The organism is Nonomuraea sp. WAC 01424 (assembly GCF_003947315.1).
Lineage (GTDB): Bacteria > Actinomycetota > Actinomycetes > Streptosporangiales > Streptosporangiaceae > Nonomuraea > Nonomuraea spiralis.
Genome location: NZ_QHHZ01000003.1, coordinates 458536 through 476158 on the forward strand (window position 1 = coordinate 458536; position 17623 = coordinate 476158).

General features: G+C 67.2%; 31 protein-coding genes. 2 read left to right on the forward strand and 29 right to left on the reverse strand.

What is annotated here, in order from left to right; all coding sequences use genetic code 11:
* Positions 1-50 precede the first annotated feature (50 nt).
* Genes DMB42_RS11525 through DMB42_RS11565 form a run of 9 tightly spaced genes read right to left on the reverse strand, consistent with a single transcriptional unit; the run spans position 51 to position 5184 of the window.
* Positions 51-485: a hypothetical protein gene (locus tag DMB42_RS11525; protein ID WP_125633503.1), complete on the reverse strand. Its 435-nt coding sequence runs from the start codon at positions 483-485 to the stop codon at positions 51-53.
* Entirely contained in the window at positions 482-928 is a 447-nt protein-coding gene (locus DMB42_RS11530) for an HK97 gp10 family phage protein (protein WP_125633505.1), read from the reverse strand. Before DMB42_RS11530 ends, DMB42_RS11525 begins: the two co-directional genes overlap by 4 nt.
* Complete coding sequence (locus DMB42_RS54155; RefSeq protein WP_221762099.1) at positions 929-1360, reverse strand: DUF6093 family protein; 432 nt, start codon at positions 1358-1360, stop codon at positions 929-931. It abuts the gene before it with no gap.
* Between the two features lie 12 nt (positions 1361-1372).
* A complete protein-coding gene (locus DMB42_RS11540; RefSeq protein ID WP_125633509.1) occupies positions 1373-1729 on the reverse strand; it encodes a hypothetical protein in 357 nt (118 codons plus the stop codon).
* Positions 1729-1926, reverse strand: coding sequence for a hypothetical protein (locus DMB42_RS11545; protein WP_125633511.1), 198 nt, complete (start codon positions 1924-1926; stop codon positions 1729-1731). The genes DMB42_RS11540 and DMB42_RS11545 overlap by 1 nt, the downstream gene beginning before the upstream one ends.
* On the reverse strand, positions 1926-2159 hold the full coding sequence (locus tag DMB42_RS11550; protein ID WP_125633513.1) for a hypothetical protein: 234 nt from the start codon (positions 2157-2159) through the stop codon (positions 1926-1928). Before DMB42_RS11550 ends, DMB42_RS11545 begins: the two co-directional genes overlap by 1 nt.
* Positions 2156-3316 (reverse strand): Mu-like prophage major head subunit gpT family protein, encoded by a 1161-nt coding sequence (locus DMB42_RS11555; RefSeq protein WP_125633515.1) that lies wholly within the window; start codon positions 3314-3316, stop codon positions 2156-2158. Before DMB42_RS11555 ends, DMB42_RS11550 begins: the two co-directional genes overlap by 4 nt.
* A 15-nt stretch (positions 3317-3331) precedes the next feature.
* Positions 3332-3685, reverse strand: a complete 354-nt coding sequence (locus DMB42_RS11560; RefSeq protein ID WP_125633518.1) for a DUF2190 family protein — start codon at positions 3683-3685, stop codon at positions 3332-3334.
* A gap of 20 nt (positions 3686-3705) precedes the next feature.
* Positions 3706-5184 carry a hypothetical protein gene (locus DMB42_RS11565; protein WP_125633520.1) on the reverse strand — a complete coding sequence of 493 codons (1479 nt, stop codon included), beginning with the start codon at positions 5182-5184 and terminating at the stop codon, positions 3706-3708.
* Positions 5185-5253: 69 nt separating this feature from the next.
* Between DMB42_RS11565 and DMB42_RS11570 the strand changes: the two genes are divergently transcribed.
* Positions 5254-5790 (forward strand): hypothetical protein, encoded by a 537-nt coding sequence (locus tag DMB42_RS11570; RefSeq protein WP_125633522.1) that lies wholly within the window; start codon positions 5254-5256, stop codon positions 5788-5790.
* A 4-nt stretch (positions 5791-5794) separates the two neighbouring features.
* Here the strand turns inward: DMB42_RS11570 and DMB42_RS11575 are convergent, their stop codons facing one another.
* From DMB42_RS11575 to DMB42_RS11590, 5 genes are read right to left on the reverse strand one after another with little or no spacing between them, the layout of a single operon-like run.
* The gene (locus tag DMB42_RS11575) at positions 5795-6859 is read right to left on the reverse strand and encodes a phage minor head protein (protein ID WP_125633524.1); all 1065 of its coding nucleotides are present in this window, start codon (positions 6857-6859) and stop codon (positions 5795-5797) included.
* The gene (locus tag DMB42_RS11580; RefSeq protein WP_125633526.1) at positions 6768-8498 is read right to left on the reverse strand and encodes a hypothetical protein; all 1731 of its coding nucleotides are present in this window, start codon (positions 8496-8498) and stop codon (positions 6768-6770) included. The genes DMB42_RS11575 and DMB42_RS11580 overlap by 92 nt, the downstream gene beginning before the upstream one ends.
* Positions 8499-8515: 17 nt before the next feature.
* Positions 8516-9772 carry a phage terminase large subunit gene (gene terL, locus DMB42_RS11585; RefSeq protein WP_312024726.1) on the reverse strand — a complete coding sequence of 419 codons (1257 nt, stop codon included), beginning with the start codon at positions 9770-9772 and terminating at the stop codon, positions 8516-8518.
* Positions 9760-10065, reverse strand: a complete 306-nt coding sequence (locus DMB42_RS54160; protein WP_221762101.1) for a hypothetical protein — start codon at positions 10063-10065, stop codon at positions 9760-9762. Before DMB42_RS54160 ends, terL begins: the two co-directional genes overlap by 13 nt.
* Positions 10066-10079: 14 nt before the next feature.
* Positions 10080-10598, reverse strand: coding sequence for a hypothetical protein (locus DMB42_RS11590; RefSeq protein WP_125633528.1), 519 nt, complete (start codon positions 10596-10598; stop codon positions 10080-10082).
* A 188-nt stretch (positions 10599-10786) separates the two neighbouring features.
* Between DMB42_RS11590 and DMB42_RS11595 the strand changes: the two genes are divergently transcribed.
* The gene (locus tag DMB42_RS11595; RefSeq protein WP_125633530.1) at positions 10787-11026 is read left to right on the forward strand and encodes a hypothetical protein; all 240 of its coding nucleotides are present in this window, start codon (positions 10787-10789) and stop codon (positions 11024-11026) included.
* A gap of 108 nt (positions 11027-11134) precedes the next feature.
* On the opposite strand, the gene DMB42_RS11600 is transcribed toward DMB42_RS11595, so the two are convergent.
* From DMB42_RS11600 to DMB42_RS11655, 15 genes are all read right to left on the reverse strand, one after another.
* Positions 11135-11314 (reverse strand): hypothetical protein, encoded by a 180-nt coding sequence (locus DMB42_RS11600; RefSeq protein WP_125633531.1) that lies wholly within the window; start codon positions 11312-11314, stop codon positions 11135-11137.
* A gap of 1 nt (position 11315) precedes the next feature.
* Positions 11316-11651 (reverse strand): hypothetical protein, encoded by a 336-nt coding sequence (locus DMB42_RS11605; protein ID WP_125633533.1) that lies wholly within the window; start codon positions 11649-11651, stop codon positions 11316-11318.
* A 98-nt stretch (positions 11652-11749) separates the two neighbouring features.
* Complete coding sequence (locus DMB42_RS53110; RefSeq protein WP_185844594.1) at positions 11750-11911, reverse strand: hypothetical protein; 162 nt, start codon at positions 11909-11911, stop codon at positions 11750-11752.
* 20 nt (positions 11912-11931) lie between these two features.
* On the reverse strand, positions 11932-12474 hold the full coding sequence (locus DMB42_RS11610) for a DUF6221 family protein (protein ID WP_125633535.1): 543 nt from the start codon (positions 12472-12474) through the stop codon (positions 11932-11934).
* Positions 12474-13223: a hypothetical protein gene (locus DMB42_RS11615; protein ID WP_125633537.1), complete on the reverse strand. Its 750-nt coding sequence runs from the start codon at positions 13221-13223 to the stop codon at positions 12474-12476. Before DMB42_RS11615 ends, DMB42_RS11610 begins: the two co-directional genes overlap by 1 nt.
* Positions 13224-13520: 297 nt before the next feature.
* Positions 13521-14153: a hypothetical protein gene (locus DMB42_RS11620; RefSeq protein WP_125633539.1), complete on the reverse strand. Its 633-nt coding sequence runs from the start codon at positions 14151-14153 to the stop codon at positions 13521-13523.
* Positions 14154-14851: 698 nt separating this feature from the next.
* On the reverse strand, positions 14852-15043 hold the full coding sequence (locus DMB42_RS11625; RefSeq protein WP_125633541.1) for a hypothetical protein: 192 nt from the start codon (positions 15041-15043) through the stop codon (positions 14852-14854).
* Between the two features lie 237 nt (positions 15044-15280).
* Positions 15281-15427, reverse strand: a complete 147-nt coding sequence (locus DMB42_RS53115) for a hypothetical protein (RefSeq protein ID WP_185844595.1) — start codon at positions 15425-15427, stop codon at positions 15281-15283.
* Positions 15428-15430: 3 nt separating this feature from the next.
* Positions 15431-15586: a hypothetical protein gene (locus tag DMB42_RS53120; RefSeq protein WP_185844596.1), complete on the reverse strand. Its 156-nt coding sequence runs from the start codon at positions 15584-15586 to the stop codon at positions 15431-15433.
* 81 nt (positions 15587-15667) lie between these two features.
* Positions 15668-15952, reverse strand: coding sequence for a hypothetical protein (locus DMB42_RS11630; RefSeq protein ID WP_125633543.1), 285 nt, complete (start codon positions 15950-15952; stop codon positions 15668-15670).
* 248 nt (positions 15953-16200) lie between these two features.
* A complete protein-coding gene (locus tag DMB42_RS11635; protein WP_125633545.1) occupies positions 16201-16503 on the reverse strand; it encodes a hypothetical protein in 303 nt (100 codons plus the stop codon).
* Entirely contained in the window at positions 16496-16792 is a 297-nt protein-coding gene (locus tag DMB42_RS11640) for a hypothetical protein (RefSeq protein ID WP_125633547.1), read from the reverse strand. Before DMB42_RS11640 ends, DMB42_RS11635 begins: the two co-directional genes overlap by 8 nt.
* Complete coding sequence (locus tag DMB42_RS11645; protein WP_125633549.1) at positions 16785-17189, reverse strand: DUF4326 domain-containing protein; 405 nt, start codon at positions 17187-17189, stop codon at positions 16785-16787. Before DMB42_RS11645 ends, DMB42_RS11640 begins: the two co-directional genes overlap by 8 nt.
* Positions 17182-17418, reverse strand: a complete 237-nt coding sequence (locus DMB42_RS11650; protein WP_125633551.1) for a hypothetical protein — start codon at positions 17416-17418, stop codon at positions 17182-17184. The genes DMB42_RS11645 and DMB42_RS11650 overlap by 8 nt, the downstream gene beginning before the upstream one ends.
* Positions 17411-17620 (reverse strand): hypothetical protein, encoded by a 210-nt coding sequence (locus DMB42_RS11655; RefSeq protein WP_125633553.1) that lies wholly within the window; start codon positions 17618-17620, stop codon positions 17411-17413. The genes DMB42_RS11650 and DMB42_RS11655 overlap by 8 nt, the downstream gene beginning before the upstream one ends.
* Positions 17621-17623 lie beyond the last annotated feature (3 nt).

Sequence of the window (17623 nt, forward strand, 5' to 3'; positions counted from 1 at the left end):
ATGCCAAAGAGCCCGGCCACCTGAGGTGTCGGGCTAGGAATTGAACGGGGTTAGTCGCGCTGGGAGGTGAACTCGATCTCGACGATCGCCTGGTACACGGACACGGGAAGCGAATCGTCGCGTCGCAGGGGCCGCTGCCCAGGAGGAGTCTTCACCGGATACGTGGAGCGCCCCGGGACAGAAAGACGCTGTCCTATCAACGCTGCACTCACATCGTCAGCGGCGCCCCCAGCCTGCGCCGCGGTCGCGCCGAACAGGCTGATCTGCGCCTTGTAGGTGAGGTACTCGTACGGTTCGGCTGCGTTCCCGTCGGGGACGCCCGGAAAGGGGTAGACGACCGCGTACCTCTTGAACGGCGAGGCGCCTGGCGTTCCTTGCCATCCTGATTCGGCAGGCTTGGCCGCAACGTCGACCAGCAGCGGGATCGCCGCGATGGCGGCCACGACGGCATCGGTGTGCGGTGTTGAGGGCGCGACCGGGATCATTCGAGCGCCTTCTTCCCCACCTGCGACATGACGTCGTCGATTGGTGCGGTCGCCTTCTCGAACGCGGGACGCATGTACGGCTGTGGTGCGGTGCCAGGGTGCTGAACGCTCCTGACTGGGTGAGCGGCGCCCTCCCAGATCAGAGCCTTGGCGCCGCCAGCATCCACACCCTTGGCGCGGATCTCGTGGGGCTGCGTGCCGAACTCGACGTCGGCGCCATACGAGGCTGTTGGCCCCGCCTCAAACCCCATCCATTCGTCGACAGGGTCCACACCAATGGTGCCGACCAGGTTTCCGGTGTCGACTGGCGCAAGGCTTTGAGCTCCCGCCACGGTGTCGAAGCCGATCTTCTTGACGACGACCTTGGCCAGTGCCTCTACCTTCGGGCGCGCATCACCAAGATGGCCGATATGCCTGTCGAGGTCGGAGACATCCCAGCCCATTCACGCCTCCGGTTCGCTGAGGTTGAGCTTCGCGCGCAGGACCCGCTCGAACCGCTCGGTGGCGTACGCGATGTCGATGACGATCAGCTGCTTGCCGACGATCGCCGGGTCCGGGGCCTCGTCCATGGTGATGAGGTCGTGTTCTAGGACCTCGGCCGCGTCCCACTCGATCCCGACCTCGTAGGTGGCGACAGCGGTCTGCTGCTCCCCCACGACGACGATCGACGACGGGGCCGGCGCGGTGATTCTGCACGGCCCCGTGTAGACGGTCGTCGCCGTGGGCGGGTGCCAGGTCCCGTCCGGGTCAGTGGTGCCCTCCCCAGAGCCTTGCCGGGTGATGGTGCAGCGGCCCGTATGGGAGCCCGAGGCGACAGGACGGTGATGCTCAGACCACCTCGGATGGATCGGAGCAGAGCCTGTGAGAGGAGACACCAGGGCCTCCCCTCAGCAGGACTCGTAGCCGAGATATCCGCGCCACTGGTCGAAGTCCACGATGTCGAACCCGACCGAATCGTCTCCGACGCCCTCGTCCACTTGGCGGCGAAGCTCCGCTGCCCTGGCCCGCAGCTCGGCGGCCACAGCGGGGCCGTCGGTCTGCAAATCCTGAGTGCGGATCTTCTTGCCGACCATCGCCTCCGACGAGGCGATCGTGTCGAGAGCAGCCGCCGCAGCGAGCTTGACCGAGTCCTCCATCGACAGGAGGGCATCGATCTGATCGTCAGCCAGCAGCAGGGACGCCTCGTCGGCGTCCGGGATCAGCAGCCGCACTCGGCCTCGGTCGGTGGTGTAGTCGATCGCCATCAGGGGCTGAGAAGCCCAGCAGCGCGCAGCGACGCCAGCAGCGCGTTGACTTGAGTCTTCAGCTCGTTGATCAGATCCGCTTCAGGCTGGCCGTAGGTGGCGTCTGCATTGGCCGTCGCGACGTTGGGCACAGCAGCACCCTTCGAAGCCGCGGCCAGAGCGGGCTTGGTTCCGTAGTAGGCGGCCTTGGTGGCCATCAGCCGGTCTCCTTCACGGTTCTGGTCTTGCGGGCGCGCCGGGCCGGAGGCTTAGGCGCTTCCGACTCGGTTGCAGGTTCACGCAGTTCGACTGTCCCCGAGTCCGCCGAGGCGGGCTTTGGCGGGAAACGGTCGAGGAGTTGCGCCAGTAGCTGGTTGGTCTGGTCCTGTCTGTCGGCGATGGCAGCCCAGAACGCCTGGTCGCGGGTGATCGCCTTCGGCAGGTCGGTCACGGCGTGGTGTCGCCCGTCGAGCCGATCGTCATCTTCGGGTCGACGAACACGCCGCCGAAGATGTGGCGGATCTTCTTCGCCGACCCGTCCGTCTCGAAGTCGAACATGTCCTCGCCGCCGCCGATCCGGCGCGCGTCGGGGATCTTCTCGAACAGGGCGGGCGCCTCGTAGCCGCGCATCCGGCCGAACTCCATGGCCGGGCGGGGACCGCTCGGGTTGGCGAACAGCCACCAGGAGGTGTCAGCGTTGGCCGTGGTGGCCACGGACGGGACCCAGTAGTTGAGGCTGTGGCGGAGGTTTGCGGACACGCCGTTGCCGGAGATGATCTGCACGTTGCCGGAGGCGTCCACGACCCGGTACTGGGTGGTGTTGAGGATCTCCTCCGCCTCCAGCGCCAGGCCGGGGCCGGTGACGAGTTCGACGGCGTTGACCCGGATCGGGTTGCCATTGTCGTCCTTGCGCTTGAGCAGCTTCGTGATCGCGGCCTGAAGGTTGTCGCGGGTCAGCGCGGCCTCGGGCACGCCGTCGAGGAAGTTGTCGTTGCCGGTCGTGTAGACGGTGGTGAGCGGGCCGGACGCGCCGCAGAACAGGCGGGTGACGAACTCCTCCTCGCTGTCGCGGGCGGAGTCGGCAAGGTCCTGCGGGAGCCTCATGAACGAGTCGAGGTCGTCGTTGATCATCGCTTCGAAGGACAGGCCGAACGCGGCACCGTACTTCTCGACCTTGTACTTGTACTCGGCCTCGGTCTGGCCGCGCCGCTTGTACTCGCCGAGCTCGCCAACCTTGCCGAGCAGGCCGCGAACCCCGGAGGTGGCGAACCTCTTGACCTCGCGAAAGTCGTTCACGGTGGCGGCGCGAGTGTAGTTCATCCACGTCGGCGAGACGGCCTCGTAGGCGCCGTACAGCTGCCGATCCAGGCTGTCGGCGAACAGCTTCGGAAAGTCCGAGGTCGTCATCGCCTCGGTGAAGTGGTGCAGCGGGCGACGTCCGGTGTAGATCTCGTCCATGAACTTGACTGCTTCGGCGAACTTCGCCAGGTAGCGCGGGTCCTGGTTGCGCTGGCCGAAGCTCTTGCGCTCGCTGCCGAACATGGCGCCGATGGACGCGGTTTCGAGGTCGATCCGCTCGACCGTAGCCTCGAACAGGTTGCTGGTCATCTTGTTGCGGTCTCCCTAGTAACCGATGATCACGTCGATGGTGGCGGTCGCAGCAGAGCTGACCGCCCCGGCGGCGTACCCGAAGCGGACGCCGGTGTTCTTCTTGCTGAGGTTGGGGGTGTCGCCATCGACGTAGTAGAGGATGTCGCCCTCGGCCACAGCGGAGTTGCCGGACTGGTCGATGCCCTTGACGGAGAAGCTGGCGACGCCGTCGAACTTGACGGTCGTCTTGCCGTCGGCCTTCTCGTCGGTCAGTGCGACGCCGGGCCGCTGCCCGTACCGGACCGGGTTGCCGGAGACAGGGGTGGCGGGGTGGGTGACCGTCACATAGAGCTGGTCGCCCTCTTCGAAGCGGATGTTCGTTGCCATGGGTCAGGTCCTCTCTGGCCTTACGGGCGGCCGGCGGCAGCGAGCTTGGCGGCCTCAGGGGTCATGCCTCGCCGCACGTACGCCTCTTCGAGCTGGGTGGCGATGAGCGAGGTGTTGGCGCGCTCCTGCTCGGTGGCGGCGCCAGCGGTCGACTCGCCGAGTCCCCGCACCTGCCCGACGCCAGCGGCCTCAGCCAGCGAGGCAAGGTAGGAGGCTTCGGCGGTGACGAGCTGGTCGACGCGGGCCTTGAACCCGGCCTCGTCCAGCTTGTTGTCCTCGGTCAACGGCACCTGGCGCAGCGCCTCGTCCAGGACCCGGACGCGAGCCGCGGCCGGCATGTCGGCCTGGGTGACCATCTGCACGGCGATCGGCCGGGCAGCCTCAGCGGCGCGCAGGCGGGCAGCTTCCTTCAGCGCCTTCTCGGCCTCGGCCTTGGCGGCGGCGGCCTCCTGCAGTGCCTGCGCCTTCTCGGCCTCCAGGGTCTTGCGCGCCTCTTCGAGCTCGCGCGCCTGGTCCTCGTTCAGTTCGGGCATCTCGCCCTCCCTTTCGTTCTCGACGGCGGGCGAGCTGCCCGGCTCGTTCTCGATGACCGCCACCTTGGAAGGCGCGGTGTCTGTGGTGTCGGCCTCGACGATCTGCTCGGGTTCCTCGTCCGGCTCGCTTCCAGGCTGGTCGCCCTCGCTGACCTCGGTGGCCGGGTCGGGCGGCGTGGGGTCGTCGTAGATGTCCCGCTCGTACAGGTGGGGGACCTTCTCTGCGACGACGGCGTTGAAGGCGGTCAGTCCTTCGCCAATGGCGTTGGACAGGGCGATCCGCTCGTCGCGGGTGAGCTGGCCTTCGCCGAACATGTCGTCGGCGATCTGCGTGAACAGGCTGTGGATGCGCGATTCGAGCCAGTGGCCGACGTTGCGCGCTTCCTCCACTTCTGCCTTCTGGCCTGTGGGGGTCTGCGCTTCTGTCGCCTTGCGGAGTAAATCGCCCGCCTGGGCCCGCGCGGATTCGAGTAGGGCCACAATCTTGCCTCCAGCGCCGGCCGCGGTCACGAAGTCCACGCTCGCGGCTTCAGTCAGGGCGGTCACAATCGGCCCTCGGATCGCTTCGTCCTTCGACGCCTCGACCGTGCCGGACGCCCGGATGCTCATGCCGATGTCGCCGGACATGGCTTCGATGACGGGTGCCCAGTGCGGGTACACCTCGACGTCGGCGTACAGGCCGTCGCCCTCGTAGACGGCGGTGGTGGCCAGCCGTCCGGCGAGGTCGCGCACAGACCGTTCGGGCCGGTCGTACGCCTCCGTGGCGCCGGGATGGTCCAAGAAGACAGGCAGGCCCTCCCGGAAGACGCCGGCGTCTCGCTTGAGCATCTCCGCCGGGTAGAAGCCGCTGCTGCCCTGGATGTCTCCCTGGATGATGCGGGCTCGGAAGCGGCGGCCCTTCGGGGTCTGCCCTCCGGCGGCCTCAGCGAGCGGCACGCGCTCGGTGAGCGCCTGCTGTTCGGGCATGGTGTCTCCTTGGTGGCGTTCGCCCAGAGAAGAGGACGTAAGCGTGGGCTGCGGTCTAAAGTCCGCGCCGTGGACGAATTCATCGCGTGGATCAAGCAGTTCGACATCGACTTCGGCGATGCGCCCGCCTGGGCGGCACTGCTCATCTCGATCTGGGTCTGGTTCTCATCCAGGCGCTGGCAGCGAAAGAACTCGAGCATCGCCGAGAGGTCTGCGCGAGCAACCGAAGACGCTGCGGAGGCCACCAAGGTGTCCGCGGATGCCGCAGTTCGCTCGGCGAACGCCGCCGAGAAGGCGACGGCCCTAGCCGAGCTTGCAAGCCAGCCTCCGCCACCGCCTGCCGCAAAGGTCTCGTGGCGCATCCAGCTTGTACAGAATGCGCTCTACCGCCTCAGGAACACGGGCGATGCCTCGGCGAGCAAAGTGAACGTCGACAAGGCGCTGACCTCTGGCATCGTCGAGGGCTTGCCCCAGGATGCGGCTGTTCGCGCTGGCGGTTCGGTGGAGTTCTACATCATCGACGTCAGTGAGGAACCGTTCCCTGGGGAGATTTGGTTGACGTGGGAAGGACAATCCGAGCCCGTCCCTGTCGCTGTCCCTCAGTGATCGGTTAGGCCACCTGAGCATCCCTGCCCGACAAACCCTTAAGCGGCCTCACCTGATAGGAGGGCCTCCAGTCGGGATTGTCACGCCGCTGCGGGATGTCCTGCCAGGCGAGGTTCCCGGACTTGAGCAAGTCGAGCCGGCGGCGCCCCATGATCTGCTGCTGTTCCGCGTCCGTCAGGGTGTCGAACCAGGTTCGAGCGTCAGGCAGCAGGCTGGGCGGCTCGGGGATGTCGAATCCGAGGTCTGCCCAGCTCTTCGTCTTGGGCGTGCGCGAGCATCGGCAGTTCGGGTGCCCCTGCGGGCCCGCCTCCGACACCGGGTGCTGGGTGCCATGCATGGCCAGGCATGCGGGGCAGACGCGAGGGTCGAGGGAAGCGTTCCAGATCCAGCCGTCGAGGACGTCGGCGTGATCGGCTTGGGATGCGTCAGCGGCAGCCCGGGAAGCGTCCAGCATCTCCGTCCGGGCGATCGTCGCGGCTCTCGCGAGTCCGCCGTTGAATGCGCCCTCGACACGCCTCAGCATGCGCCTGGCTGCCTCGCGCGGGTTGTCCCCCACCGCTACACCACGCACCAGTTCGCCGCGTACGGCCTCGGTCGCCTCTCGTGACAGAGGCCGGGCCCGGGAGGTGATCTGCTGCGTGGTGCGGGTGACGATCGCCGCCAACGGGTCCTGGTCGGCCCGCCCGAACCGGACCGCGAGCTGGAGCCGCGACCCGGGCGGGAGCTGGCTGGCGGTCAGGTCCCGCTGCGCCGTGTACGTCACCCGGGCCGCCTCATCGGCGGCAGCGGACGCGGTACGGATGGTGAGGCTGGCGAGGCGTTCGAGCGCTTCCCGGATCAGGTCGAGCGCTGTCATCGCCCGCCGGGTACGGGCGATCTGCCGTCGCGTGGGCCAGCCTCCGTCTGCCGAACGCAACAGCTCGTCGATCGCTGCCGCGGTCTCGTAGACGAGTTCGTCCCACGCTCGCACCCAGGCGCTAGTCAGCGCTCTTACGCTGCCGTCGGCGATCTGGTTGATCTGGGCTCTCAGGGTCGCTATCAGCCTCATCGTCTCCGGAGTGATCGCCACCGTCGCCTCCGTCGCCCTGGTCCTGGTCTGGAGACTGGTCGGTCCGGTCTCCGCCGAGCATGCGGGCGGGGTCCTCGCCACGGCGGAACGCGTCCACCGCTGCCTGCCCTGCCATCCCGGCAGCACCTTCGGGAGGCTTGAAGTTGCCGTCCTCGTCGGTGAGTTCCTGGACGATCTCGTCCACGTCCTTCACGCCGAGCGCCTCCAGCAGGAGGCGGACGATCACCAGAGGAGGCAGGTACCCGGTCTGGTCAGCCTTGGTGATGGAGTCGATGACCGTCGCAGGGTCGATGTCGTCGATGTCGGGCCACGAGATGTCCAGCGTGGCCTCGACCCCGCCAGCCAGTTCGACTGTCTCGACTCCGTCGTCCACCGTCACAGTGCCCTTCAAGGGGCCTTGTGGGGCCTTCGCGGCGGCGGCTATGACGTAGCCGAGGATGGCCTGGAACGTCTCTGTCCACGCCTGCCGGCGGTGCTCCATGGTCCGCTCGGTTGGGCTATCCAACGTTTCCGCGGTGGCTCGCGCGCCGGTCACGCCCGGATCGCCGAGCAGCATCGTGACGGGCAGATCAAGCGCACTGGCCGTCATGGCAGCAAGAGGGCGGCCCGACTCGGAGTCGATCGTCGCCCCGGACTTCGGGACCGCTTCGAGCGCCATGTCCGGAGTCATGAGCGCGGTCGCCCCAGCGCGTTGGCCCTCTCCCGTGTACCGGTCGGTAGCAGGGGCGGCGGCGATGCGCGCCTTGGCGGCGGCCTGCTTGCTGCCCTTCGACGTGAGTCGCCACGCGAACCTGGACAACGCCTTCACGAGCGTCGCCCAGTCGGTCAGAAAGTCCTTGTAGGCGGAAGCCCAGTCGATCGCCGCGTAGACGACGCCCAGCCCGAACTTCCAGCCCTTCAAGCCGCCGACCTTCATGTGGAAGACGGGCGCGTCCCACATCACCTCGGCGGCCTCGCCCGTCTGGTCACGCACCCGGAGCGGCTTCGGCCCGTCGGGGCGGTAGCCGAGCGCCGGGTAGTAGACGGTGCGATGCCTGGACGTCTGCCCGCCCGTGATCGGGTCGGTCGACGTCTCGTAGTAGACGCGCTTGTAGTACCAGGGCTCGGAGCTGTCCTCTGGGTTGGCGATGACGTCGGCGATCTCGTCCCATGGGATGCTGCGGGCCTTCACCTTGCCGGTGCGCGGGTTGGTGAACAGGGCCCAGAACAGGTTGGCGTCCGTGTCCAGCGCCCGCTCGTTCTCCTCGCGCGCTTGGGCGCCGGTCAGGCAGCGCTTGTTGCCCGGGTCGTCGAGGAACGACTGGATCAGGTCGTTGACGTCCTCGTCGCGGGCGCTGATCTCGACGCCTTGCCCCCACACGTACGCCATGCGTAGCGCGAGGCCGCGTTTGATGAGCGGGTTCTTGAGCGCCATCAGCCGGTTGACGGCGGAGATCTGGCGGAGGCCGTCGCGCGAGAACTCCTGGTCCGCCATCGTGGTGAGCCGCTGCCACCCGGGCTCGTACATCCGAGCCTCAAGGTCGGCGATCGACTCCTGGAGGTGGGCGACCATCTGCCGCTCGGCCTTGACCACCTCGGCCAGTTCGGTCTGGCCTGTCACCCGGTAGAACGTTTCCTGGAGTCGGGAGGCGATACCCACGAACGGCCTCCCTCAGCTCAGTACGGCGAGATGGCGTAGCTGTCGAGTTCGTCGTCCAGCTCAGTCGCGTCGATGATCAGGTCTCCGGCGAGGATCGGCGCAAGCAACATCCGGTTGATCGCCTGTGTCGCGGCGTCGACCTGGTCGTCATGGGAGCCGTTGGGGAAGGCCGCAGCCTCGTTGATGAAGCCGCCGACCCAGGGTGCGACCTCGGGAGAGGGCAACCACACTTGGCCCGCCTCGATGAACGGTGTGACAGCTCTCGCTCTGGCCTCTTTCGACCCGTCTGGTTCGACTGGAACGAGGCCGGACACCTGACGGGACAGGCTGTTGATGACGGCGGTGCCGTTGGCCTTGTCCTCCACCAGCTTCAACGTCGCCTGAGGCCACTTGGCGGCCATCTGCCGCAGCGCGGCGCAAGTGGCGGTGAAAGACAGCCGGTCGTGTACCTGGTCGAGCAGGAACAGCTCCAGCCCGTACCTGGCCCACACCTGCCCGACGACGTAGTCGGAGCCGTCGGTGTCCTTGAACGCCATGTCCCACGACATGCAGACTTCGTCGGCGCCGGGGGCGATGTGCGTGCCGTCGTCGCGGACGATCCACCGCGGCGATGTGAACTCGCGCCACCAGTCACGCTGGAAGATGTCGCCGGCAGCCGGAGCGGGCCGACCTTGGTAGAGGCTGGCCCATGTGCGCGAGCCTGAGCGGACCTTGATGGCCTCCCACTGGGCTCTCGTACGTCCGCGCGCCGACTGCATGTACTCGCCGGGCTCGCGGCCGAGCGGGTCCGACTCGCCCCTGTTCGGGTCGTGATCGGCTTGGGCGGGGATGTTGACCACCCGCCACAGGTGGCCATCCTCTGCGGCGAGGAGCCGGCCTGCGAGGTCGTCCTCATGCCATCTGGTAAGGATCAGTACCACCGGGGCGCCGGGGGCGAGGCGGGTCGCGGCGACGTCCGTCCACCAATCCCACGCCCGCTCACGGTACGTCGGGGAGTCGGCCTGAGCGCGGTCCTTAATCGGGTCGTCGATGACCATCAGGTCGACCGGCCGACCCGTGAGCGCTCCGCCGATGCCGGCCGCGTACACGCCGCCTTCGTGACCGACGAGCTGCCACTCATGCTGTGCGGACAGGTCGTCGCGTACGGACAGTCCGAGCTTCGACCCGTGGACGAGGATGTCGTCCCGGATGGCACGGCCCCACCGTCTGGCAACGCCATGCTCGTAGGAGGCGATCGCTACTCGGGTGTCGGGCCTCTGCGTCAGCGCCCACAGAGGGAAGCGGCGAGAGGCCCGTTGGCTTTTCCCTCCTGAGGCGGCATCGACAAGACGAGGCGACCATCAGGCGTGTTCAGCAGCCGGACGAGTTCAGCGTCGATCAGGTCGAGTGCCGGCGTCTGCCGCGTCTTCCGATCGAGAGACTTCGCCAGTTCGCCTGGTGTTGCCCACAGCGGCCGGAGGTGGCCGAGCTTGTTGATGGCCGCTGTGCGCAGCGTGGCGAGGAGCTGCTCCTGAGCTTCGGCGGGCCAGTCGCGCCAGCCGCGCGGGAGCGTGGAAGGCGTGCTCATGCTCACCTCGCGCTCTACGGTTCCGATGGCTCCGTGTCGTCTGTCATGCCGAGCTGCGCTGCGAGCTGTTCGATCTCGGACGTGATGGCGTCGGACACGGTGACGCTCGTCTTCGCCGGCGCGTCTAGACCGAGGAGTTTCGCCCGACGCTCCTGGATCTTCAGCAATCGGTCCATCGCGGCAAGGACGGGCCCGTTGTCCGCAAGGGGTGGGCCGCCCTCTTCCAGGTAGATGACCTTGCCGTGAGAGATGGCGTAGTGCTCGGTCTCCAGCACTTTGAGCGCCGCCTGGTACATCTGGTCCAGGCGTTCCAGCTCGACGGCGCGAAGGTCGTCAGCAGCTTCCTGGACCGTCTCGGCGAGGACGCGTTTGACCGCCTCGTGCGCCTTGCCCGGTCCTGCGAAGCCGAGCTCGTCGGCGATCTGCCGGTAGGTGAGACCACGAGTGCGGAGGCGGGCTGCTTGGGCGTCTCGTGTGGCGGTGTCGGGGTTGCGTTCGAAGCGCCCGTTGCCCCCTCTGGTTCCCTTGGCCATGGGCGTTCCCCCCGAAAGCTAGGTAACGAGCGGCTTCTGAGACTCCTGGCGAAACTACGCAGCGTTGCCGTTTTGCGGTCTCCCGCCGGTGGCGATTTGTACCGAGAGTGACGGAATAGACGGGAGAGGACAGTAGCGCCCGCGGCAGGCACACTGCGGTGTCAGGTCAGCCTCTGGAAGGAGATCCGATGATGATCCGAGCCGATGTAACGCTGCTCAACCGCCGATCGCTCAACCCGATGACCAGTTCCAACCTGGATGGGATCTGGTGCTGCTCGTCAGGGTTTCATTCGGACGGCCTCGTGGATGAAGGGGTCGTGCCGGCGAGGGAGGTTCCGGTGGGCGGGCCCTTCGTGGGCGTGTTCGTTCCGCTGCGGCGTTACCACTGCACCATTCATCAGGAGAAGGTCGTCTTCGCTCTGAGGTGAGGTGTGGCGACGGCCCCGAGCCCGGGGTAGCTCTCGGGGCCGTCTAACCTGCGGTGATCAGGCCGCAGGGTTCTTGAGGCTGTGGGTCAGGCAGGTATTCGAGTCGGGCTAGCGGCTGGCGTCGAGCAGAGCTACAGCCTCTGGGGTGAGGTGCTCGCGTAGGCGCGGTAGGTCGCATGTAAGGATGCGGTCCAGCGCGATCGGCGAAGCGTGCTCCCAGCCGCCTTCGGCCTCGACCTGTTCCAGGCGGCCTACGAGCGTGGCGAGGTCGAGCTGCAGAGAGTCCACCTCAGGCACCGCGGCCCTTCCCGATCGCCTCCAGAACGAAGAACGCTTCGCCGCGCTTCATTGGCTGGTCAGTGCCTATGAGCGCTTCAGCGAGCTTGTCGGCGTAGTCCACGGCCACGCCGTCCGGGGAGCACCAGTCGCGCATGTTCCACGCCAGGGCGATCACGCGGTCAAGGGTGCGCTCATCGGCGGCGATACGCGCCCGTAGGCGCTCCACCTCTTCGTCGCGCACCGTCATCAACCGCTCGGGCAGCGTGCCCCGGTAGGCGTTGCCGTTCGGCTGATCCAGCAGTGAGGAGATCGCTTCTGCGTACCGTTGGCGGAGGTCGTCTGTCATGGGGTCTCCAGGGTGAGGGTTGTTCCGGGCGGGCTCTCCCAGCGAAGACGCGCACCTAGATCGGGTGTGTCCTCATACCCGCCCGGAGGTCTACGAGGTCAGAGGCGGCCTCTCTCCTTACGGAGTTCGCAAGCGAGCGCCACCACGAGACCGAACACCAGCACATCAGCGACGGCAACGAAGAGAAGCCCGTCGCGGACCGCTGCGAAGGCGTCGCCGAGGACGTGGAAGCAGAGAGCGGCGATAAGGGCGATCTTCACGCCCCGAGGGAGGCTGGTCTTCACTCGCTCACCCACTCAGGGTTGAAGCCGGGACGGTGGCGGCGACCAGCGGCCAGGGCGATGAGCGTGTCGCACGGGAACTTGCCGATGAGCGGCCCGTCCCAGTCGAAGCAGCACACCTCGCACACCTTGCCGGGGTCCTTGAGTTCGCGGTACTCCACCCGCCCGTAGCCGTCTACAGGCTTGTGTATGTCGAGGATCTTCAGCTCGGCTTCGCAGCGGGCGATCGTGTCCCTGGGGTCGTGGCGCTGGATGTGGTCGAGATCGACCGAACGCCCCTCGGAGTCGCCATAGCAGCAGCCACAGGAACCGCCCACGACACCACGACGAGCGTGCATCCCTTGCGGCCAGGACATGACGAGGTCACGTTCGACGAACCAGGCTCCGCCGTCCGGGACCTGACGCTCCTCCCAGGCGCGGCCAGAGGCGTCGGGGCCATCAGGAAAGAGGTACTCCACGGCACGCGGCGAGGACGCCGCTCCTACGGCTACTGCCTTGTCGCCCTCTATCGTCGCCCTCAACCAGGAGAGCAGGTCGGACATCAGGCCGTCCCCTGACCGCGTACCTCATCGGCCACGAGAGCCGCGAGCCGGCCGTACTTCTCGGACGTCGTGTGCCCGTCCCACTGCGGAGCCCTGTCGATCGGGACGTGCCGACCGGCAACGGGCACATGCGGGAACAGGTGCAGGTCATCCGGCGAGAGGTGCCAGGAGAGCTGACCGCGTGGGGTGTCGATGTAGATGACGGGCCAGTCTGGCTCGTTCGGGTCGTTGTAGGCGATCACCGAGTCGTACTCGACAGCCAGGTAGGCGATGAGACGCGCTCGTTCGCTGTAGACGCCGGGACCTTCGGACTCGGGTTCGACCTGGCCGGGCTCGTCGCTCTCGGCACGCTTGTGGTTCAGGGCACACTCAAGGGCATCGTCGGCAGCCATCAGCAGGAGCGCGATCACGTTGACCCGGTCGTCGTCCGTGGTCGCCATGAAGCCCTGAATCCACTCGCGGGCCTGCTCGCGGCGGTCCATGGGGATCTCGCGCGGTGGCGTCCAGCCGAGAGCGATCAGCGCCTCTCTGGCCCCATCAGGCATCGACACGAAGGACCGCGAGTCCCGCAAAGCGAGACCAGTCACCTCGATTGCGTCGATCGCCAGCTCAGCCGAGACGCGCGGCCCACTCTTGCGCGGGTCCACGTCGATCGAGAGAGACCGGAGTCCCTTGCTGAGGTCGTGGCCGTCCAGGGTCACGGAGTAGCTACCGCGCCCTCCGGACAGGGTCAGCTTGCGTTCGGACATGACGTCTCCAGGTGGGGTTACAGGTGTTGAGGTGCCCGGCCTGATCTCTCCCCCACCCTCGGACCCCACGTCCACAAAGGGAGAGACCAGACCGGGACACGAGCTCAGGCGATCCGCGGGGGCGGGCATCGCCGAGCGAGCGCACCCGTCCGCCGGGCAGGTGCGCGTCTATGGGGATCTCTACGGCTATCTAGGAGCCGGAAACGGCGAAAGCCCGCCTGCTCGGGGAGAGACAGACGGGCTTCTCGACGGCTCTCGCCGAAGCTATCAGCAGAGATCATGTCACCTAGTAGTTGTTCACGCAACTACAAGGACACGCTGATGCCCTCTGGTGTCGCCCGAGGCCATCAGGTCGATCACGTCGCCGACACGGAACAGCGCCCGGCCTGCGTCGTCGCGGCCCGCGGGGAACAGCTTCTCTCTCGCCACCCACGTGTGCAGAAGCGCGGGCTTGATCGGCCTCACCAGCGAGGTCAAAGCGCGGGCGATGGCCGGCGCGGCCAGCTCTACGTCTTCCAGCGCGTCCAGCATCCATCTGCGGCGAGCCTCGATCTCGTACACGAGCCGGCCGCCCTCCTCGTCTCGGCACCACCGGCAGGCGACACGCGCCGCTCCGGGACGGGCGTACAGGTCGCCGTCGCAGGCGTCGCAGGGGCCGGCGTAGATGAGGTCTCGGGGTGGAGCGTCAACAGCCCACCGGGCGTTGCGTACCGCGGTGAGGATCTCCTCGACGGCGTCGGGGCCGGCAGGGTGGCGGATGAGCGCGTCGGTGTGGCGGAGCAGCCAGGTGGCGGTGTGGGCGGGTTGGTGGCGGGGTTCGCGTCCGAGGTCGGCGTACACGCAGGTGGGGTGGTTGCAGGAGCGGCAGACGGGCCCTTGGAGCTGCTGGACGGTGTCGTTGAGGACGCGCGCCCAGCCGAGCAGCATCACCTGTAAGACGGTCGTCGCTTCGGAGGCTCGTTCGTGCCACGGGAGGGGGCGCTCGTCGGAGTGTCCGCCTACCGACCCTCCGCCCATGCGGGTTTGGCGGGTTATGGCGAGCTGCAGGTCATCCCACAGACCGGGGATGGAGCGGAGTTCGCGGTCGAGTTCGGCTTCGCAGGCTCCGCAGATGCGGGCCGAGCCGGGCATGGTGCGGTCGCAGATGCTGACCGGGCAGTCCAGAGCCAACGTGTCCCCCTGACGTGCTTGTACGCTTACGGGAGACTCGTGTGGGTTGAGGGGCCTAGAGAGTCGGGCGAGGACTAGTGGGACGAGGCGGCTCTCCGGGACCAGCGGAGGGCCGCTTTCGCGTTCAGTGAGAGTCTGCCGTATGCCAGACGGGGATGTGACGCAGCAATCGTCTCACGAGCGTCTGTTCTGCCACACCGCCACCCCGATAGCGGTGACCAGGAGAGCGCCCAGGGCAGCAGGGAACGCTATGGGCGCCAAGATCGTCCCCCACCAGCCTGCACATGCGACAGCAGCGACGGCTACGACCGTGAGTCCGAGACCACCCCATCTGAACGCTTGCTGTCGTCGCGCCTTCTTGGTCTCTGCTGGGAGGAGTTCCCACAGCATGCCGCAGTCGGGGCACCTCCACCGTTGGCCGTCATGAGATGCGGAGGGCCGAGCGCAGGCATGCTCGGTCACAGCGTCGTTCCTCCGCAGGTGCCGCACGGCTTCTTCCTCTTGGCCAGAGCCTTGCTCAGCTCCATTCTGACCGGAGGGTGCAGGGTGTAGTTCTGGACGGCGCCGCCCTCCTGTCCTGAGGTCAGCCCGATGCAGTCCGGGGAGGAGTGGTAGCAGTCGCCTTCGCCAGTCACCCACACGTGCGTCATGGTGTCGTTCCTTCCGCGGACTTACCTCCCTCTAGCAGGGTGTGGATCAACCCAGCGGCCTCCTTTCCCGTCACGGACTTGTTCATCCTCATGTCGGTGCCGGGCCGCCATGCAGACACGAAAAAGCCCATTCCCTTGAAGCTGTCTTGCTCGTATTCGGCGAACGTTTCGAGGTCGGCCTGATCTCCGTCTTGCCAGGTCCAGTCCGGCAGTGCGATGGCTACTGGAGGAGGCTGGTCACCGCCGATCGTCTGCCTCGGTGATCTCAGGGTTGATGCCCGCGCTCCCGCCCTCAAGCCACGCGACGAACGCTTCAGCGTCCGGACGGCAGTGGAAGGTGATCTCGTCGATGAGTCCGTGGCGCAGGAAGCTGACCTTGTACATGCTCTACTCCTGCTCAGACTTGGTGGCGATGAGCTGGTCTGCCGCGCCTTTGAACGCTGCTACGACCTCTCCCAGAGCGGTGCCGACGCCTCGGACGTATGGCTCGCCCAGCGTCCTCACGTCCTCGACGAGCTGGGCCAGGCTGGGGGTCTCGCTCATTGGGACTCCTCGGTAGACGGCTCTGGAGGCAGGCTAGCGTCGAGAGCGGTGGAAGGTTCGGCGTAGCGGTGGCGGAGGTCTTCAGCCACGGCGACGTTCCTCCTCCTGTGCTGCGATCACAGCGCCGATGAAGCGCCTAGCTTCCTCCAGTTTCGGGTCCGGCTGGCTGGAGTCCGCCTCCGCATGGGCCCGCTCATAGTCGCTCTGGACGAAGTACAGCGGGCATCCCTTGCCGTCGTCGCGGATCGCCTGGCCTTTCCCGTTCTCGAACGTGAACGACACGCCAGCGCGTTTGATCGCTCCGTTGTCGTCGAGCCTGTCGGCCCACTTGCGCAACCAGGCGGCAAAGCGAGGCATCTCAGGCATCGGCTGTCCTCTCAGGTAGGGCTCCCAGAGCGAAGCGTGCCGTCGCGTCCGGGTACGATTCCACGCCGATGTAGCCGCGCCCTCGGGACACGTACTCGGCGACACAGACCAGCCCTTCGTGAGCGATGGCGGAGACGACGGCCAGACCGGCGTCCTCGACCGCTCGCACGTGCACCTCGGCAGCGGCCACGCACACAGAGCAGCCTCTCCCCTCCTCGGGACGGGAACAGCCGTGCAAGGCGATCAGCTCAACGGGAGTCACGGGCTTCTCCTATCTGGCAGGCGACAGCGAGATCGGCGCGGCAGTCCAGCCACGTCGCCGCCATCCGCCAGGTCCGCCTAGCGAGCGGGCTCCGGGCACCCTGAGGGCCGTCCGTGCCGGTCAGGCGGGCGATGACAGCGGCTTCACGTAGGGCTTGGGCGGCGAGGATCGGAGCAGCAGCCGTGAGAGCAGCACGGGCGACGTTGTAGTCGAATCCACGCCGCTCCACGTACTCGTGATCCACGCCGTCGATCGCGGCTTGTACGGCTTCCTCGGGAAGGTCAGGCATCGGCCACCTCCAGGAACAGGCCAGGGTAGGCGCTCTCCAGATCGCGGGCGGAGCGCGGGTCGAACATGAGAGGGCAGTCGTGCCCATCGTGAGCACCGCACGGGTAGCAGTAGGCGTCCTTTGCCGCCACCTCTTCGACGTGGTACTGACACACAGGAACGTCGGCGTGAACGTGCTCGTGGACGCAGCCAGCCGTGATGGTGATCACCGCCTGCCGGCCGCACGTCCCGTCATGGCGCCTGCCGCTGAACAGGCACCCGTCGGCTTCTGCTGGGATGGGGTCAGGCATCGGCGTACGCTCCGTCCGCGATCTCCAGTAACACGTCCGCATGGCACGGGCCCTCCGGGCACCAGCAGGCCAGATCCTTGCCTGCGAGTTCCCGCCGGATCTCTTCCAGGGACGGGTAGGCGTTGCCGTACCGCCCGTTGAGCAGGTCCCACTTGAAGAACTTGGCGGCGAAGTAGCGGGCTGTCTCGATGTCGATGTAGCTGGGGCCGCCGTGGTGGTCCATCGGGCTGCCGTGGACGCGGTACATGCGGCGGCCGTCGCGCTCGCTGCGCTCGGGCGTTATGCGGATCGGGTTGCCCCACCTTGTGCTGCGGTCCACGCAGACCGCGCCCTCGGGAAGCCGGAAGCCCTTCGTGCGTCGCCTCTGGATGCGCTTCGGCTCTCGGGTCTCAGCCACGGTCCACTTCCCTCACTCGGTACAGCCACGAGCAGACGGTGGCTACCGTGGCGGTCTCCCACAACGTCATCCACTTCAGGATGGCCTCGTCGTACGCCCCCAGCTCGACGCCGGACAGGGCTTCGCGGAGCGCTTCCTCGTTCGCCGGCGCCGACATGGTGCCAGGCTCGTACTGGATCGCAGAGTACGGGGGCTCCTGGATCGGGTGTAGCGGGATGCGGTCAGCCACGGTCCCTCTCCTCTACGCTGGCGCCGTCGGGCGAGGGGGCCGTAACGCCGTGAACGTCGGCGAGGCCGCACCAGATGCAGCAGCGGCCCGCGCCACGGTTGATGTCGTACAGGCACCACCAGTCGGACATGCCGCACTCGGTGCACGGGTTCGCGTCCTTGGGGCCGCGATCGGTGTAGGTCTCACGCGCGACGTCGGCCATCGG

Bases quoted from the DNA above. Each gene is read 5' to 3' on its own strand.
- DMB42_RS11590 (WP_125633528.1), bottom strand. From the start codon at position 10,598: ATGGCCAAGGGAACCAGAGGGGGCAACGGGCGCTTCGAACGCAACCCC.
- DMB42_RS11525 (WP_125633503.1), bottom strand. From the start codon at position 485: ATGATCCCGGTCGCGCCCTCAACACCGCACACCGATGCCGTCGTGGCC.
- DMB42_RS11540 (WP_125633509.1), bottom strand. From the start codon at position 1,729: ATGGCGATCGACTACACCACCGACCGAGGCCGAGTGCGGCTGCTGATC.
- DMB42_RS53115 (WP_185844595.1), bottom strand. From the start codon at position 15,427: ATGTACAAGGTCAGCTTCCTGCGCCACGGACTCATCGACGAGATCACC.
- DMB42_RS11635 (WP_125633545.1), bottom strand. From the start codon at position 16,503: ATGCCTGACCTTCCCGAGGAAGCCGTACAAGCCGCGATCGACGGCGTG.
- DMB42_RS11625 (WP_125633541.1), bottom strand. From the start codon at position 15,043: ATGACGCACGTGTGGGTGACTGGCGAAGGCGACTGCTACCACTCCTCC.
- DMB42_RS11530 (WP_125633505.1), bottom strand. From the start codon at position 928: ATGGGCTGGGATGTCTCCGACCTCGACAGGCATATCGGCCATCTTGGT.
- DMB42_RS11655 (WP_125633553.1), bottom strand. From the start codon at position 17,620: ATGGCCGACGTCGCGCGTGAGACCTACACCGATCGCGGCCCCAAGGAC.
- DMB42_RS11555 (WP_125633515.1), bottom strand. From the start codon at position 3,316: ATGACCAGCAACCTGTTCGAGGCTACGGTCGAGCGGATCGACCTCGAA.
- DMB42_RS11630 (WP_125633543.1), bottom strand. From the start codon at position 15,952: ATGCCTGAGATGCCTCGCTTTGCCGCCTGGTTGCGCAAGTGGGCCGAC.
- DMB42_RS11605 (WP_125633533.1), bottom strand. From the start codon at position 11,651: ATGACAGACGACCTCCGCCAACGGTACGCAGAAGCGATCTCCTCACTG.
- DMB42_RS11545 (WP_125633511.1), bottom strand. From the start codon at position 1,926: ATGGCCACCAAGGCCGCCTACTACGGAACCAAGCCCGCTCTGGCCGCG.
- DMB42_RS11595 (WP_125633530.1), top strand. From the start codon at position 10,787: ATGATGATCCGAGCCGATGTAACGCTGCTCAACCGCCGATCGCTCAAC.
- DMB42_RS54160 (WP_221762101.1), bottom strand. From the start codon at position 10,065: ATGAGCACGCCTTCCACGCTCCCGCGCGGCTGGCGCGACTGGCCCGCC.
- DMB42_RS11610 (WP_125633535.1), bottom strand. From the start codon at position 12,474: ATGTCCGACCTGCTCTCCTGGTTGAGGGCGACGATAGAGGGCGACAAG.
- DMB42_RS11560 (WP_125633518.1), bottom strand. From the start codon at position 3,685: ATGGCAACGAACATCCGCTTCGAAGAGGGCGACCAGCTCTATGTGACG.
- DMB42_RS11640 (WP_125633547.1), bottom strand. From the start codon at position 16,792: ATGCCTGACCCCATCCCAGCAGAAGCCGACGGGTGCCTGTTCAGCGGC.
- DMB42_RS11615 (WP_125633537.1), bottom strand. From the start codon at position 13,223: ATGTCCGAACGCAAGCTGACCCTGTCCGGAGGGCGCGGTAGCTACTCC.
- DMB42_RS11565 (WP_125633520.1), bottom strand. From the start codon at position 5,184: ATGCCCGAACAGCAGGCGCTCACCGAGCGCGTGCCGCTCGCTGAGGCC.
- DMB42_RS53120 (WP_185844596.1), bottom strand. From the start codon at position 15,586: ATGAGCGAGACCCCCAGCCTGGCCCAGCTCGTCGAGGACGTGAGGACG.